The following is a 12,709-nucleotide window of genomic DNA, read 5'->3' on the forward strand; positions in this document are numbered from 1 at the left end:
CCCTCGCCGGATTTCGGCCAATTCCGGGGGGTGAATATGCCAGGAGAGTGGCCGGAAAGTCGTGGTGACAGTGATTCAGTAGTGAACATACTGACCTGCGAGAGCGCTTTTCACATCCAGCGACGGCGCCCTCACGCACAGCACGCGAGCCGTCGGCCAAAGCCAGGCCGGGCCGGCGGACGGGCAGGCCAGCGGGGGAGGGTCACGTGCACGACGAGTTCCTGTGCCACGTCACGGCGTACGGGGTCTGCGACGGCCGCCGCATCGGAGTGCCCCTCGGTACCTACCGGGCTCCCACCCTCGCCCTCGCGCTGTGGTGGCTGCGCGACCGTGCCTCCTGGATCGCCCAGCGCCTCGACCCCCGGCCCGACGCCGAGCACTTACCACCGGGCGCGCTCGTGCCGGTCGCCCCCACCGTGCCCGACGTGCCCGGCCTGCTGCGCGCCTGGTGCGCCGATCCGGTCCAGCAGGAGCGGGTCGCCGAGGAGTTGGCGGCCGGACGGCTGGTGCGCATCGCCACCAGTGACGACACCACCGAATACGAACTGCTCGCCGAGTCCGTCGACGCCCTGCGGATGCAGCGCACCGCCCCCTGCGTCGGCCTTTCCGTCGGCTGACCTGCACAGATGCGCCCAGGCGCAGACCAGGTCAAATCGGTAGAATCTTGACCATGGCGCAACCCTCGGTAGCACCAGAGCTCGTCCTGGAGACGGAGACGGGCACCACCGTGATGATCCCGGGCCGCGACTACCACGTGGGGCGCGACCCGTTGAGCGACATCGTCATCGACGACGACCGGGTCTCCTGGCACCACGCGGTGCTGAAGCCCGAGGACGGTCACTGGACCATCGAGGACGAAGACAGCACCAACGGCACCTACGCCGAAGGCCGGCGCATCCACGCCTGGAACGTCGGACCCGGCAGCGTCATCCGCTTCGGCAATCCGGCCGACGGACCGCGCATGACCCTGACCGGCCGCCCCGCCCCCGCCCCGCCCCGCCCGGAACGCCCCTCCGCCGTCTCCATGCCGGCCCACACCGGCACCTACCGACAGCCCACGACCGTACGGCCGTTGCCGACCCGCACCGTCCGCATCGGCCGCGCCGGCGACAACGACCTGGTCGTCGACGACCTCTCGGTCTCCCGGCGGCACGCCGAACTGCGCGCCCTGGCCGACGGAAGCTACGAGATCGTCGACCTGGGCAGCCACAACGGCACGTACCTCAACGGCAGCCCCGTCACCATCGCCCCCGTCGGTCAGGGCGACATCGTCGGCATCGGCCACTCGGCGTTCTGCCTCGTCGGCGACCAGCTCCAGGAATACGTCGACACCGGCGAGGTCTCCCTCGACGTGCAGGACCTCGCCGTCAGCGTGGACCGTGGCCGCAAGACGCTGCTGGACCACGTGTCCTTCCCGGTGGGGGAGAAGTGCCTGCTGGCCGTCGTCGGCCCGAGCGGCGCCGGCAAGTCCACGCTCCTCAACGCCCTCACCGGCCAGCGGCCCGCGAACCACGGCACCGTCCTCTACGACGGCCGCGACCTCTACCGCGACTACGCCGAGCTGCGCCAGCGCATCGGTCTGGTGCCGCAGGACGACATCCTGCACGCGCAGCTGACCGTCCGCAAAGCCCTCTCCTACGCCGCCGAACTGCGCTTCCCGCAGGACACCGCCAAGGCCGAACGGCGCGCCCGGGTCGACGAGGTCATCCGCGAACTCGGCCTGGAACAGCGCGCCGACCAGCCCGTGCACAGCCTGTCCGGCGGCCAGCGCAAGCGCGTCAGCGTGGCCCTGGAACTGCTGACGAAGCCGTCACTGCTGTTCCTCGACGAGCCGACCTCCGGCCTCGACCCCGGCATGGACCGCTCGGTGATGCACATGCTGCGCGGCCTCGCCGACGACGGCCGGACCGTCATCGTCGTCACCCACAGCGTGCTCAGCCTGGACGTGTGCGACCGGCTCCTGGTCCTCGCCCCCGGCGGGAAGATCGCCTACTACGGGCCGCCCGAGGACGCCCTGCCCTTCTTCGGCTTCGAGGAGTGGCCGGAGGCCTTCGAGGCCTTCGAACGGGACACGGACCGGGACTGGGCGGGGCAGTACCTCGCCTCGCCCTTCCACGGACGGTACGTGGCCGACGCCTCCGCCCAGCCCCAGCGCCCCCGCTCCGAGCCCGTCGTCATCACTGCCCCGCCCCGGCCGCGCAGCCGCGGCGCCCAACTCGGCACCCTGGTGCGCCGGTACGCCGCCGCGTTGAGCGCCGACCGCACCTTCCTGATCATCATGATCGCCCTGCCGTTCGTGATGGGCGCGATGGCCCGCGCCCTGGCGGGCGGCAAACTGACCCTCGACACGGCGATGAACGCGCTGCTCATCCTGTGCGTCGGCGCGGTGCTGACCGGAGCCGCCAACGCCGTGCGCGAACTGGTCAAGGAACGCGTGATCTACCAGCGGGAACGGGCGGTGGGCCTGTCCAGATCGGCGTACCTGATGTCCAAGGTCATCGTCCTGGGCGTCATCACCGTGCTCCAGGCGGTGGTGCTCACCCTGGTCGCCCTGTTCGGGGTGGACCTCGACGCCCCGGGCGGCGAGGGCGTGCTGATGCCGCCCCTGGTGGAGATCACGGTCGCCGTCGCCCTGCTCGCGTTCACGGCGATGATGCTCGGCCTGCTCGTCTCGGCCCTGGTGCGCAAGGAAGAGGTGACGATGCCGCTGCTGGTGCTCATCGCCATCGTCCAGGTCGTCTTCTGCGGGGCCCTGCTGAAGCTGGCGGAGACACCCGGGCTCGAGCAACTGGGCTGGCTGGTGCCGGCGCGCTGGGCGCTGGCCGCCATGGCCGGCACCGTCGGGCTCGCCCGGATCGTGCCCGACGACCTGACGAAGGACCCGCTCTTCGAGCACTCGGTGGGCACGTGGCTGCTGGACGTCGGGATGCTGGTCGTGCTGTCGGTGCTCTTCGGCTTCCTCGTCTCCCGGCTGCTGCGCCGGCACGAACCGGCCGTCATGCGGAAGTAGGGAGCGCCGATGACGACCCCCGGCTTCCGGCCCACGCACGTCGTCCCACAGCACGGGATGCCCGCCTGGGAGGCCCCCGACCCGGCCCGGCCCACCGTGGACCTCGATCCGCTGCTGCCGGTGCAGTTGCTGGAGCGGCAGGGTGACTGGGGGCACGTCCTGTGCTTCAACGGCTGGTCGGCCTGGGTCGACGGCCGCCGGCTGGTCGCCGTACCCCAGGATCCGCCCGCCGCGGACGGGCCCCTCACCCGTGCGGCGGACCCGCGGCCGCTGCTGGGGCGGGCCCAGGAAGCCCTGGCGCGCTACCGCTCCGCCGTGGAGGACCTCGCGGCGGGCCTCGACCGCGAGTCGTTCCGCACCCGCACCCACGGCATGCGGATCGGCGTCGTCGTCGACGGCGAGTCCGTGTGGCTCTACGACTCCGCCCACGGGCACTGGGTGTACGCCGACGGCGCCCGGATGAACACCTACGCCACGGACCGGACACCCGAAGCGGAACCGGCGTCCCACCGGGCCGAGGCGCCGGTGCGTCCGGCTACGCGGGTGGTACCGCCCGAGGACCCGGCCGAGCGGCCCCCGGCCCGGGAGGCCCGCGCCCCGGCCCCCGCTGCGCAGCGGCCCCAGGGAGCGCCCGCCGGGCCGACGCGGGTGGTCCCCCCGGATTCTCCGTCGCCGTCGGCGGCGACCCCGCCCGAGGCCCCGGAACCGCCGGGTGTCGCGTCGCCCGAGTCCCCGGAGCCCACCCGGGTGGTCGCCCCGGACGCTCCGGAGGCCACCCGGGTGGTCGCCCCGGACGCTCCCGAGCCCCCGCGGGTGGAGCCTTCCGGTGCTCCAGAGCCCACGCGTGTGGTGGCACCCGATGCTCCTGAGCCCACGCGGGTCGTGGCACCCGATGCTCCTGAGCCCACGCGTGTGGTGGCACCCGACGCCCCCGAACCCACACGGGTCGTGGCTCCGAGCGCCCCCGAACCCACGCGCGTGGTCGCCGCCGAGGAACGGGAGGACACCGGCGATGTAGAGGACGAGAGCGGGGGCGAGGGGGATCGTCCTGCTGCGGCGCCGCCCACCCGGGTCGTGGGGCACGAACCCACCCGGGTCGTCTCACCCGAGGGTGACGGCCGTTGAACCGCGAGACGAGCCTGTTCTCCGGGCGCCCCTCCGAACTGGTCGGGCAGCAGATCGCCGGGTACCGGATCGAGCAGGAGATCGGGCGGGGCGGCATGGCCGTCGTGTACCGGGCCCGCGACCTGCGCCTGGAACGCACCGTGGCCCTCAAGCTCCTCGCCCCGGAACTCGCCCGCAACGACACCTTCCGCCGCCGCTTCACCCACGAGTCACGAGCCGCCGCGGCCATCGATCACCCGCACATCGTGCCGGTGTTCGAGGCCGGCGAGACGGACGGCGTGCTGTACATCGCCATGCGGTACGTCCCCGGCAGCGACCTGCGGCACGTCCTCGACCGCGAGGGCCCCATGCCGCCCGTCACCGCCCTGCGCGTCGCCGCGCAGGTGGCCTCCGCGCTGGACGCGGCCCACGACCACGGACTGGTCCACCGGGACGTCAAGCCCGGCAACATCCTGGTGGCCCGCGGCACCGACAGCGACCACCCCGAGCACGTCTACCTCACCGACTTCGGCCTGACGAAGAAGTCGCTGTCGCTGACCGGCTTCACCACCGTCGGCCAGTTCGTCGGCACCCTCGACTACGTCGCCCCCGAGCAGATTTCCGGCAAGCCGGTCGACGCCCGCTGTGACGTCTACGGCTTCGCCTGCGTCGTCTTCGAGACCCTGGCCGGTCATCCGCCTTTCCTCCGCGACGACGACATGGCTCTGCTCTGGGCGCACCAGTACGACGAGCCGCCGCCGCTGACCGAGGACCGGCCCGACGTCGACCCCCGGGTGGACGCCGTCTTCGCGCAGGCCCTCGCCAAGAGCCCCGACGACCGCCACCCGTCCTGCCTCGCCTTCGTGGCCGCCCTGCGCGCCGCGACGACAGGTGGCACATCCGACGCCCCGAGGGCGCCCACGCGGGTGGACCGTCAGTTGCCGGGAGCGGGGGAGGAGCGGCCCAAGCCACCGCCGCGCTGGGCCGAACCGGTCTTCATGGAGCGGCAGTAGGGCGTTTCGCCGGCTCTCGGTCAGCTCTCGCCGCCGGTGCCCACCTCGCCCCGCCGTCGTACGCGACGCGCCAGCAGGGCCCCGACGAACCCGGCCGCGAGCCCCCACGGAATGGCCAGGCCGACGGCACCCCACAGCTTGGGCCGCAGGAACAGGTCGCCTCCGAGGCCGCCGCCCAGATCACCGATGCCGAGCACGGACAGGCCGAAGTGCGCGGAGATGCGCCCGAGGAGGCAGATCGTGAACACGGTGAGCCCCAGGGCGACCGCCATGTGCACGGCGTGCTGCCAGGCCCGTACCCGGGCCGGTGACCGGGCCGCCATCACGAACCCGGCGGCCAGCAGCAGCACGACGTCGACGACCAGCAGCCACCACACCCGTCCGTCGTGCTCGGCGAGGGTCCGCAGGTTCAGCTCCGATACGTCGGGGGTGCGCAGCACCTCGTCGAGCACATGCGGCATGGGGAGCCCGAACGGCCCCTCCACCCTGCCGTTCCAGGTGGCGCCGAGCCCGATCGTGAACGCCAGCCACACGAGGTTGGGGAGGCCGAGCAGGATCACCGCGAACGTCTCCCGCGCGTGCCCCTTGGCCGCGGCGACGACCAGGCCGACGACCACGCCGATGACGACGCAGGCCAGCAGCAGCGCGACCATCGCGTACGCGGCCGGCCGCACCGACGCCTGGAAGCGGAGCAGGCCCGCGGGCAACGGCGCCCCGCGCGACACCAGCAGCGCCAGCACCAGCACACCGGCCAGCCACACCACGCCGACGAAGACGGACAGCGGGACGTCGGTGGTGAAGCCGATCTGCGGCGACGCGCCGAACAGGTCGCCCAGTTCGCCGAGCGCGGCGTCCCCTAGGGAGATGTCGAAGGTGTGACGGGCGGCGAGCGTCAGGCCGATCAGGGCGAGCAGCCACAGGGCCGCCACCCGGCCGGCCCAGCCGGCCAGCTCCGCCGCGCCGGCGACCGCGCGATGCCGCAGCGGCCGCAGGAACCCCCAGGCGAGCATCAGCGCCCCGGTGAGCGTGACCGACAGCGGAATCACCGTCAGGCCCGCCTGTGTCTCGGCCAGATCACCGGCGCTCCCGGCGAGTTTCACCGTGCCGCCGACGGAGGTGACCAGGGTGGCCGCCACGACGGGGCCGAAGGATCCGTCCGGAAGGTCCGCGGCCCCGGCCGCCCACAGGCCGAGCGCGGCGACCACCGCCATGGCGAGCAGCCCGCCGAGCACCGTGGCGAGGGCGTGCAGCCAGCCGTGGCGGGCGACGGCCCGCTGGCCGGAGGTGCGTGCCTGACCGGAGGGGGTGCGCGAACTCACGCTGCCACGCTAAGCAGGCCTCACCCGGGACGCCCGCCGGAGAGGTCCGTCCGCGTCGGCTTGCGGGGCGCACGGGACCGGGGCACACAATGAACTCGTAGTGGAAGAAGCGGCATCAACCGGGATCAATGTCTCCGGGTGTGTGAAGGCCGCAGGGAACCCACGCGGGAGAAGAGCTCGTGAGCGTCGATCCACCGTCGTCCGGCCGTCCCACAGGACCTCCCTCGGGCCCGCTGTCGGGTCCCTCCCAGCCGCCCTCGGGCGGCGGCGGCCCGCCCTCGGAGCCGCCGAGCGGCGGCGGCAGGGAGCCGGAGCCCCGCCGCCCGTGGTGGGGGTCCGTGCCCCGGGTCGCGATCGTCGCCACCGCGTTGGTGGCCGCGGTGGTCCTGGCCGTGGTGCTCTCGCGGCCCGACAACGGCGGCACCGGCGCGTCCGACGGCGGCACCAGCACCGCCAGTGGCGAGGTGTTCCTCCAGCCCGCGGCCGACACCGGCCCGGACGAGTTCACCGACTCGACAGCCCAGGAGGACAGCTCCGCCTCCCCCGTCACCCCCTCGGGGGCCGGTGAGTCGACCCGGCAGAACGCCGTACGGGGTGTGAACGGCGACGCGCCCGGCCTGTACGGCGGCACCCGCAACGTCGCCAGCTGTGACGTGGAGAAGCAGATCGCGTACTTCGAGGACGCCCCGGACAAGGAGAGCGCCTTCGCCTCGGTCGTCCGGATCCAGCCGTCCGAAGTGCCCGCCTACCTGCGTTCGCTCACCCCCGTGCAACTGCGCATGGACACCCGTGTCACCAACCACGGCTACAAGAACGGCGCCCCCACCAGCTACCAGGCGGTCCTGCAGGCCGGCACGGCCGTCCTCGTCGACGACCGGGGCGTGCCCCGGGTGCGGTGTGCGTGCGGCAACCCGCTGACCCCGCCGGTCGCCCAGCAGAGCGCGCCGAAGACGACCGGCCACACGTGGCCGGGGTACAAGTCGTCGAACGTCGTGATGGTGACGCCCGCTCCGGAGCCCGTCGACGCATTCGTGATGTGTGAATCCGACGGCGAGTGGTTCAAGCGTGAGGCGGGCGACACGGGCAAGAAGGATCACAAGACCCACAAGCCCGACAAACCGTCCCCGTCGGCGAGCGTCACCACACCCACGGTTCCGACGGACTCGACGTCGTCGCAACCGCCCACGAGTGAACCGCCGACGACCTCCGACACGGACACGTCGGGGCCGACGACGAACGAACCGTCGTCCGACACCCAGCCGCCCCCGCCCGACAACAACACCGGCGGCGACACCGGCGGCGGTACGACGGACCAGCCCCCGGCCTCCTGACCCGGCCGGCTCAGGCGGCCCGGACCACCAGGGCGTAGTCGCCGAGTCCGAGCAGCCGGTCGGTCGGGAGGTCGCCGTGGGCGGTGACGACCGCCTCGACGCGGCCGGTCCCGGGTTCGAACGCGACGTCCTGGACCGTGCCGAGCGTGTCGCCCGTCTCGGTGAGGATCCTCAGGCCCGGCAGCTCGTGGTGCGGGGGCACCTCGGCCGGCGCGGCGGTGGAGCGGACCAGCACCGCGTCCGGGCCGATGGCGTGCAGGGCACCCCAGGGCAGCACGGTCTCCTTGCGGGAGTGCCGGCCCCGCACCCGGACGTGTGTGACGACACCGGACACGGCGTCGACCGTCAGCGACCGCAGGGCGCCGACTTCCTCCGCGTCGGCCAGCGTCAGCACCGGCAGGCCTTGTGCCTCGGAGAACAGCATCATCACGCCGACTCCTCCCGTCCGGCCCGGAAGGCGCCGACCCGGGCGACGAAGGCCGACAGGTCGTCGGCGACGTAGCGGGTGGCGTCCGCCGGGATGACCAGGGCGCGGCCCGAGACGGCGAGCGTCTCGCCGCGTGGCACGTACACCCGGTGCCGGCGGCGTCGCGACCCCTGCACCAGTGCCTTGCCCGCTGCGATCCGGAACCCCACGACCCGCCCGCTGGTTCCGCCCTCGACGATCACGTCCAGCACGGTGCCCACCTCGGCGCCCTCGTCGGTCAGCACCTTCGCGTGCAGCACCCGGCCCTGCTGGGCCTCGCGGCGGGCCACCACCGCGGAGGTGTCCTGGAGAGCGAGGGCATCGCGGACCATGACCGCGTACGGGCCCAGGGAGTGCACCGCCGACCACGGCAGGCTCTGCTTCAGCGGGCCGCTGAGCAGGCCGCGCCCGCTCAGCGTGAAACCGGTGATCCGGCCGCCGGCGGCGTCGAAGACGGTGTCCTTGACCTGTGCGACGGCGTCGCCGCCCAGGGTGACCACCGGCAGGGTCGTCAGACTGCGTGCGGCAAGCAGCTCGTTCATCGCAGGTCCTTCCCGCCCGGCCGGCGCCGGACCGCGATGACGGTCCCCGACCGGCGCCCCGCCTGCACGGCGAGTGACACCGCCACGACGGCGGCGAGCGCCGCGATCACCACGACCAGCCACGTCCACCAGGCCACCGCGCACCTCCGGCGATCCGGCCCGGCCGCCCTCGGCCGGTCCTGATGGTTTCCGGGTGCCCCGCGAACGGGGGACAATGCCCGGTGCCGCGACCGGGCCCGCATCCATGAGGACTGTGAAGCCCGGCTCGGGGTACGAGCACTGGTGCAGAGCGTCCGGCCAGTCCGGCTTCCCAGAGAGAAACGAATGATCGACCACCTGGACGGGGCAGTGATACCGACTGGTTTCGACGTGCCCGTGGAACCGCTGTGGCGGGCGGCACACTACACCGGCGAGCAGGGATGCATCGCCGAGGCGAGGTCCTTCGCAGCGCTCTTTCTCGACCAGCTGAGGACCGAGTGGTGTGCGCGCATCGACGAGCGCGTCGACGGCGCCGTGCTGCTGGTGGTGAGCGAGCTGATCACCAACGCCGACCGGCACAGCAACGGTCCGTACATCCTGGAGCTCGTCGGGACCGACGCGGCGGTGACGGTGTCGGTCTACGACAGCAGCTCCGCACTGCCCCGGATCTTCCCCCGCAACCCCGAGCGCATCGGCCGGCACGGCCTGGAGATCGTCCACGCGCTCGCGGAGCAGGTCAGCGTGGAACGGGTGCCGGTGGGCAAGCGGGTACGTGCCGTTCTGCCGCTCTCCGGCGACGCCAACGGATGAGGGGTCGATGAGTGGTCCGGGTGAGATGCGTCACCCGGACGGAACGACTCGCTCCCGGCCGCCGAGAGCCATGTGCTTCTGAGTAGCCGCGCGTCCCGGCGCGTCCCGGCCGAACGCCTACGCGTCCCCGAACGCCTGTGGGAACCGGACGACGTGCAACGGGTGCCGTCCCCCTCCCGCATGGGGGACGGCACCCGCGGGTCGGCGAGAGTGTCAGGCGCAGCCCAGCTCGCCCAGCATGCCCTCGCGCAGCCGTGTGATGATCCGCTTGATCAGGCGGGAGACGTGCATCTGCGAGCAGCCGAGCCGCTCCCCGATCTCCGCCTGGGTGGCCTCTTCCACGAACCGCATGTGGATGATCTGCCGGTCGCGCTCGCTCAGCTCCGCCATCAGCGGGGCCAGCGAGTGGAAGTCCTCGACGAGCCGCAGCCCGTCCTCCTCCACTCCGATGAAGTCGGCCAGGACGGCCTCGCCGCCCTCCGGGCCGTCGCCGGTCAGAGCGGCGTCCAGCGACGACGAGTTGTACCCGTTCGCCGCGATCTGCCCTTCCACGACCTCACGCTCGGAGATGTTCATCAGCGTGGCCAGCTCACCGACCGTCGGCTCGCGGTCCAGGCGGCTGGCGAGCTCCTCGCGGGCCTTGGCCAGCTCCACGCGCAGCTCCTGGAGCCGCCGGGGCACGTGCACCGCCCACGTCGTGTCCCGGAAGAACCGCTTGATCTCGCCGACGATGTACGGCAGCGCGAAGGAAGTGAACTCGACCTCGCGCGAGAGCTCGAACCGGTCGATGGCCTTGATCAGGCCGATCATGCCGGTCTGGACGATGTCCTCCATGTCGTCGCCCCGGCCCCGGAACCGTCCGGCCGCGAAGCGCACGAGCGACATGTTCATCTCGATCAGGGTGTTGCGCGCGTACTGGTACTCGTGCGTGCCCTCTTCGAGTTCCGTCAGGCGCTGGAAGAACTGGCGGGACAGCTGCCTCGCGTCCCGCGGGGCCACGGACCGCGGGTCCACGACGCCCGGCAGCGCTCCGTCACCCGCGCTGGCCTCGGCGTTCTCCTCGGCGGCCTGTGCCTTCGACCGGATCACGGCGGTCTCCATTACCTCTCCCACGAACGTCACGGCGGACATCTGCATAGGTACTCCCGAGTTGCGGGTACCCGGCTCGAGGCGCACCATGCCCTCCGATTTTGCCATGGGCGAAATGACGGGGATGTCACGTTCCGGCCCCTGCCCCGCAGCCGGGCCGGGGCCTGAGGATGCGGTGATTCCACCCAGGGCGGAACGCGGGGCCCTTCCCCCGGCGGCCGTGATTCCTAGGCTGGAGAAGTGAGCAACCAGCCGCCGAACGAAGCCCGAGTCATCCCGCTGCGCCCGCACGGCACGCGGCCCGCCGGCGCACCGCCGCGCCAGGCGCCGCCGGCCCCCACCGCGAAGGAGCCGCTGTGGAGGGACCTCGTGGGTGACGTCCTCCGGCGCGAACGCCTCGCGCAGGAGCGCACGCTGAAGGACGTCGCCGACGAGGCGCGGATCTCCATGCCCTACCTCTCGGAAGTGGAACGCGGCCGCAAGGAGGCCTCCTCGGAGGTCCTCGCGGCCGCCGCCCACGCCCTCGGGCTGGACCTGGGCGACCTGCTGACGAGGGCGCACGGCGAACTGACCCGCCTCACGTCGCGTCACGCGGCGGGCCACCGCCGCGGCGTGGCCGGCCCGTCGCACGACGGCATGTGCCTGGCCGCCTGAGCCGTACCGGCCGGCGCCTCAGATCTTCACGCGGCGCCGGCTGAGCACCTCGTCGGCCAGTCCGTAGGCCACCGCCTCCCGCGCGGTGAACACCTTGTCGCGGTCCATGTCGGCCCGCAGGGTCGCCACGTCGTGGTGGGTGTGCCGTGCCAGCACCTCCTCGACCTGGGAGCGGATGCGCACCATCTCTTTGGCCTGCAGCGCCAGATCGGAAACCGTGCCGCGCTGTCCACCGCTGGCCGGCTGACCCAGCAGCACCCGTGAGTGCTCCAGCACGAACCGCCGCCCGGGGTCCCCGCCGGCCAGCAGCACGGCCGCCGTGGATGCCGCCTGCCCGACACAGAACGTGGAGATCGGTGCCTGCACGAACGTCATGGTGTCGTAGATGGCCATCAGTGAAGTGAACGCGCCGCCCGGTGAGTTGATGTAGACGGCGATCTCGCTCTCCGGGGAGGACGACTCCAGGTGGAGGAGCTGGGCGATGACGACGTTGGCGACACCGTCGTCGATCTCCGTGCCGAGGAAGATGATCCGCTCGGACAGCAGCCGGCTGAACACGTCGTAGGACCGCTCGCCCTGCGGGGTGCGCTCGACGACGTTCGGAATCGTGTACGTGCCCATCACTGCAGCCCCATCCTGCGCCGGGTGGCCGCTGGGCGGACGTCCGTGAGGGACTCCACGACCCGGTCCACCATGCCGTACTCCCTGGCCTCCTCGGCCGTGAACCAGCGGTCCCGGTCACCGTCGCGGGAGATGGTCTCGGGGCTCTGACCGGTGTGCTCGGCGGTGATCCGCTCGATGGTCCGCTTGGTGAACTCCAGGTTCTCCGCCTGGATCTCGATGTCGGCGGTGGTGCCGCCGATGCCCGCGGACGGCTGGTGCATCATGATCCGCGCGTTCGGCAGGGCGTAGCGCTTGCCCGGCGCACCGACGCTCAGCAGGAACTGGCCCATGCTGGCCGCGAAGCCCATGGCCAGTGTGGAGACGTCGTTCGGGATGAGCCGCATCGTGTCGTAGATGGCGAGGCCCGCGTGCACCCCGCCACCCGGGCTGTTGATGTACAGGCTGATGTCGGTGTGGGCGTCCTCCGCGGACAGGATGAGCAGCTGGGAGCAGACCCGGTTGGCGGAGACCTCGTCGACCTGGGTGCCCAGCAGCACGATGCGCTGTGCGAGCAGCTGGGCGGCCAGGTGGTCGTCGAAACGGGTCGAAGGGGTGTCGCCCTCTTCCGCCCGCGGGGCGAGTGTCGTGAGTGGAGTCATCGGTTCTCCTCGTCGCGGCAACGCGTGCCGCGGACAGGTCGGGGATGTGCCGTCGACTCCACTCTTGACCTCGGGCGATGCCCGCGAACGGTTTCTCTGCCCTCGGCAGATCCGCTACCGGCAGAGCCCG

Annotated in this window: 14 protein-coding genes; 7 read left to right on the forward strand and 7 right to left on the reverse strand. The window is 72.2% G+C overall.

Annotated elements, in window-relative coordinates:
- Window positions 1-206: 206 nt before the first annotated feature.
- The 4 genes from ACFZDI_RS08705 to ACFZDI_RS08720 are packed head-to-tail and all read left to right on the forward strand — an operon-like array spanning window position 207 to window position 5,127.
- On the forward strand, window positions 207-617 hold the full coding sequence (locus tag ACFZDI_RS08705; RefSeq protein WP_391248788.1) for a hypothetical protein: 411 nt from the start codon (window positions 207-209) through the stop codon (window positions 615-617).
- Window positions 618-670: 53 nt separating this feature from the next.
- Entirely contained in the window at window positions 671-3,010 is a 2,340-nt protein-coding gene (locus tag ACFZDI_RS08710) for an FHA domain-containing protein (protein WP_391248790.1), read from the forward strand.
- 9 nt (window positions 3,011-3,019) lie between these two features.
- Window positions 3,020-4,135 carry a hypothetical protein gene (locus ACFZDI_RS08715; RefSeq protein ID WP_391248792.1) on the forward strand — a complete coding sequence of 372 codons (1,116 nt, stop codon included), beginning with the start codon at window positions 3,020-3,022 and terminating at the stop codon, window positions 4,133-4,135.
- Window positions 4,132-5,127, forward strand: a complete 996-nt coding sequence (locus ACFZDI_RS08720; protein ID WP_234849326.1) for a serine/threonine-protein kinase — start codon at window positions 4,132-4,134, stop codon at window positions 5,125-5,127. Before ACFZDI_RS08715 ends, ACFZDI_RS08720 begins: the two co-directional genes overlap by 4 nt.
- Before the next feature lie 20 nt (window positions 5,128-5,147).
- Here the strand turns inward: ACFZDI_RS08720 and ACFZDI_RS08725 are convergent, their stop codons facing one another.
- A complete protein-coding gene (locus ACFZDI_RS08725; RefSeq protein ID WP_361119646.1) occupies window positions 5,148-6,446 on the reverse strand; it encodes a streptophobe family protein in 1,299 nt (432 codons plus the stop codon).
- 338 nt (window positions 6,447-6,784) lie between these two features.
- Here ACFZDI_RS08725 and ACFZDI_RS08730 point away from each other — a divergent pair, with 338 nt between their 5' ends.
- Window positions 6,785-7,777, forward strand: coding sequence for a DUF6777 domain-containing protein (locus ACFZDI_RS08730; protein WP_391248794.1), 993 nt, complete (start codon window positions 6,785-6,787; stop codon window positions 7,775-7,777).
- 10 nt (window positions 7,778-7,787) lie between these two features.
- Here ACFZDI_RS08730 and ACFZDI_RS08735 read toward each other — a convergent pair whose 3' ends face one another.
- Genes ACFZDI_RS08735 through ACFZDI_RS08745 form a run of 3 tightly spaced genes read right to left on the reverse strand, consistent with a single transcriptional unit; the run spans window position 7,788 to window position 8,922 of the window.
- Window positions 7,788-8,204 (reverse strand): PRC-barrel domain-containing protein, encoded by a 417-nt coding sequence (locus tag ACFZDI_RS08735; RefSeq protein WP_391248796.1) that lies wholly within the window; start codon window positions 8,202-8,204, stop codon window positions 7,788-7,790.
- Window positions 8,204-8,785 carry a PRC-barrel domain-containing protein gene (locus ACFZDI_RS08740; protein ID WP_234849330.1) on the reverse strand — a complete coding sequence of 194 codons (582 nt, stop codon included), beginning with the start codon at window positions 8,783-8,785 and terminating at the stop codon, window positions 8,204-8,206. Before ACFZDI_RS08740 ends, ACFZDI_RS08735 begins: the two co-directional genes overlap by 1 nt.
- Complete coding sequence (locus tag ACFZDI_RS08745; protein ID WP_234849331.1) at window positions 8,782-8,922, reverse strand: hypothetical protein; 141 nt, start codon at window positions 8,920-8,922, stop codon at window positions 8,782-8,784. The genes ACFZDI_RS08740 and ACFZDI_RS08745 overlap by 4 nt, the downstream gene beginning before the upstream one ends.
- A gap of 187 nt (window positions 8,923-9,109) precedes the next feature.
- On the opposite strand from ACFZDI_RS08745, the gene ACFZDI_RS08750 reads away from it, so the two are divergent.
- Window positions 9,110-9,574, forward strand: coding sequence for an ATP-binding protein (locus tag ACFZDI_RS08750; protein ID WP_391248799.1), 465 nt, complete (start codon window positions 9,110-9,112; stop codon window positions 9,572-9,574).
- 213 nt (window positions 9,575-9,787) lie between these two features.
- On the opposite strand, the gene ACFZDI_RS08755 is transcribed toward ACFZDI_RS08750, so the two are convergent.
- On the reverse strand, window positions 9,788-10,675 hold the full coding sequence (locus ACFZDI_RS08755; RefSeq protein ID WP_234849354.1) for an RNA polymerase sigma factor SigF: 888 nt from the start codon (window positions 10,673-10,675) through the stop codon (window positions 9,788-9,790).
- A gap of 228 nt (window positions 10,676-10,903) precedes the next feature.
- On the opposite strand from ACFZDI_RS08755, the gene ACFZDI_RS08760 reads away from it, so the two are divergent.
- Window positions 10,904-11,317, forward strand: a complete 414-nt coding sequence (locus ACFZDI_RS08760; protein WP_391248801.1) for a helix-turn-helix domain-containing protein — start codon at window positions 10,904-10,906, stop codon at window positions 11,315-11,317.
- An 18-nt stretch (window positions 11,318-11,335) separates the two neighbouring features.
- Here ACFZDI_RS08760 and ACFZDI_RS08765 read toward each other — a convergent pair whose 3' ends face one another.
- On the reverse strand, window positions 11,336-11,938 hold the full coding sequence (locus ACFZDI_RS08765; protein WP_391248803.1) for an ATP-dependent Clp protease proteolytic subunit: 603 nt from the start codon (window positions 11,936-11,938) through the stop codon (window positions 11,336-11,338).
- Window positions 11,938-12,579: an ATP-dependent Clp protease proteolytic subunit gene (locus tag ACFZDI_RS08770; RefSeq protein WP_391248805.1), complete on the reverse strand. Its 642-nt coding sequence runs from the start codon at window positions 12,577-12,579 to the stop codon at window positions 11,938-11,940. Before ACFZDI_RS08770 ends, ACFZDI_RS08765 begins: the two co-directional genes overlap by 1 nt.
- Window positions 12,580-12,709 lie beyond the last annotated feature (130 nt).

Origin of the sequence: Streptomyces sp. NPDC007907 (genome assembly GCF_042959365.1) — a bacterium.
Classification (GTDB): domain Bacteria; phylum Actinomycetota; class Actinomycetes; order Streptomycetales; family Streptomycetaceae; genus Streptomyces; species Streptomyces indiaensis.

Bases quoted from the DNA above. Each gene is read 5' to 3' on its own strand.
- ACFZDI_RS08750 (WP_391248799.1), top strand. From the start codon at position 9,110: ATGATCGACCACCTGGACGGGGCAGTGATACCGACTGGTTTCGACGTG.
- ACFZDI_RS08770 (WP_391248805.1), bottom strand. From the start codon at position 12,579: ATGACTCCACTCACGACACTCGCCCCGCGGGCGGAAGAGGGCGACACC.
- ACFZDI_RS08755 (WP_234849354.1), bottom strand. From the start codon at position 10,675: ATGGAGACCGCCGTGATCCGGTCGAAGGCACAGGCCGCCGAGGAGAAC.
- ACFZDI_RS08765 (WP_391248803.1), bottom strand. From the start codon at position 11,938: ATGGGCACGTACACGATTCCGAACGTCGTCGAGCGCACCCCGCAGGGC.
- ACFZDI_RS08740 (WP_234849330.1), bottom strand. From the start codon at position 8,785: ATGAACGAGCTGCTTGCCGCACGCAGTCTGACGACCCTGCCGGTGGTC.
- ACFZDI_RS08735 (WP_391248796.1), bottom strand. From the start codon at position 8,204: ATGATGCTGTTCTCCGAGGCACAAGGCCTGCCGGTGCTGACGCTGGCC.
- ACFZDI_RS08715 (WP_391248792.1), top strand. From the start codon at position 3,020: ATGACGACCCCCGGCTTCCGGCCCACGCACGTCGTCCCACAGCACGGG.
- ACFZDI_RS08710 (WP_391248790.1), top strand. From the start codon at position 671: ATGGCGCAACCCTCGGTAGCACCAGAGCTCGTCCTGGAGACGGAGACG.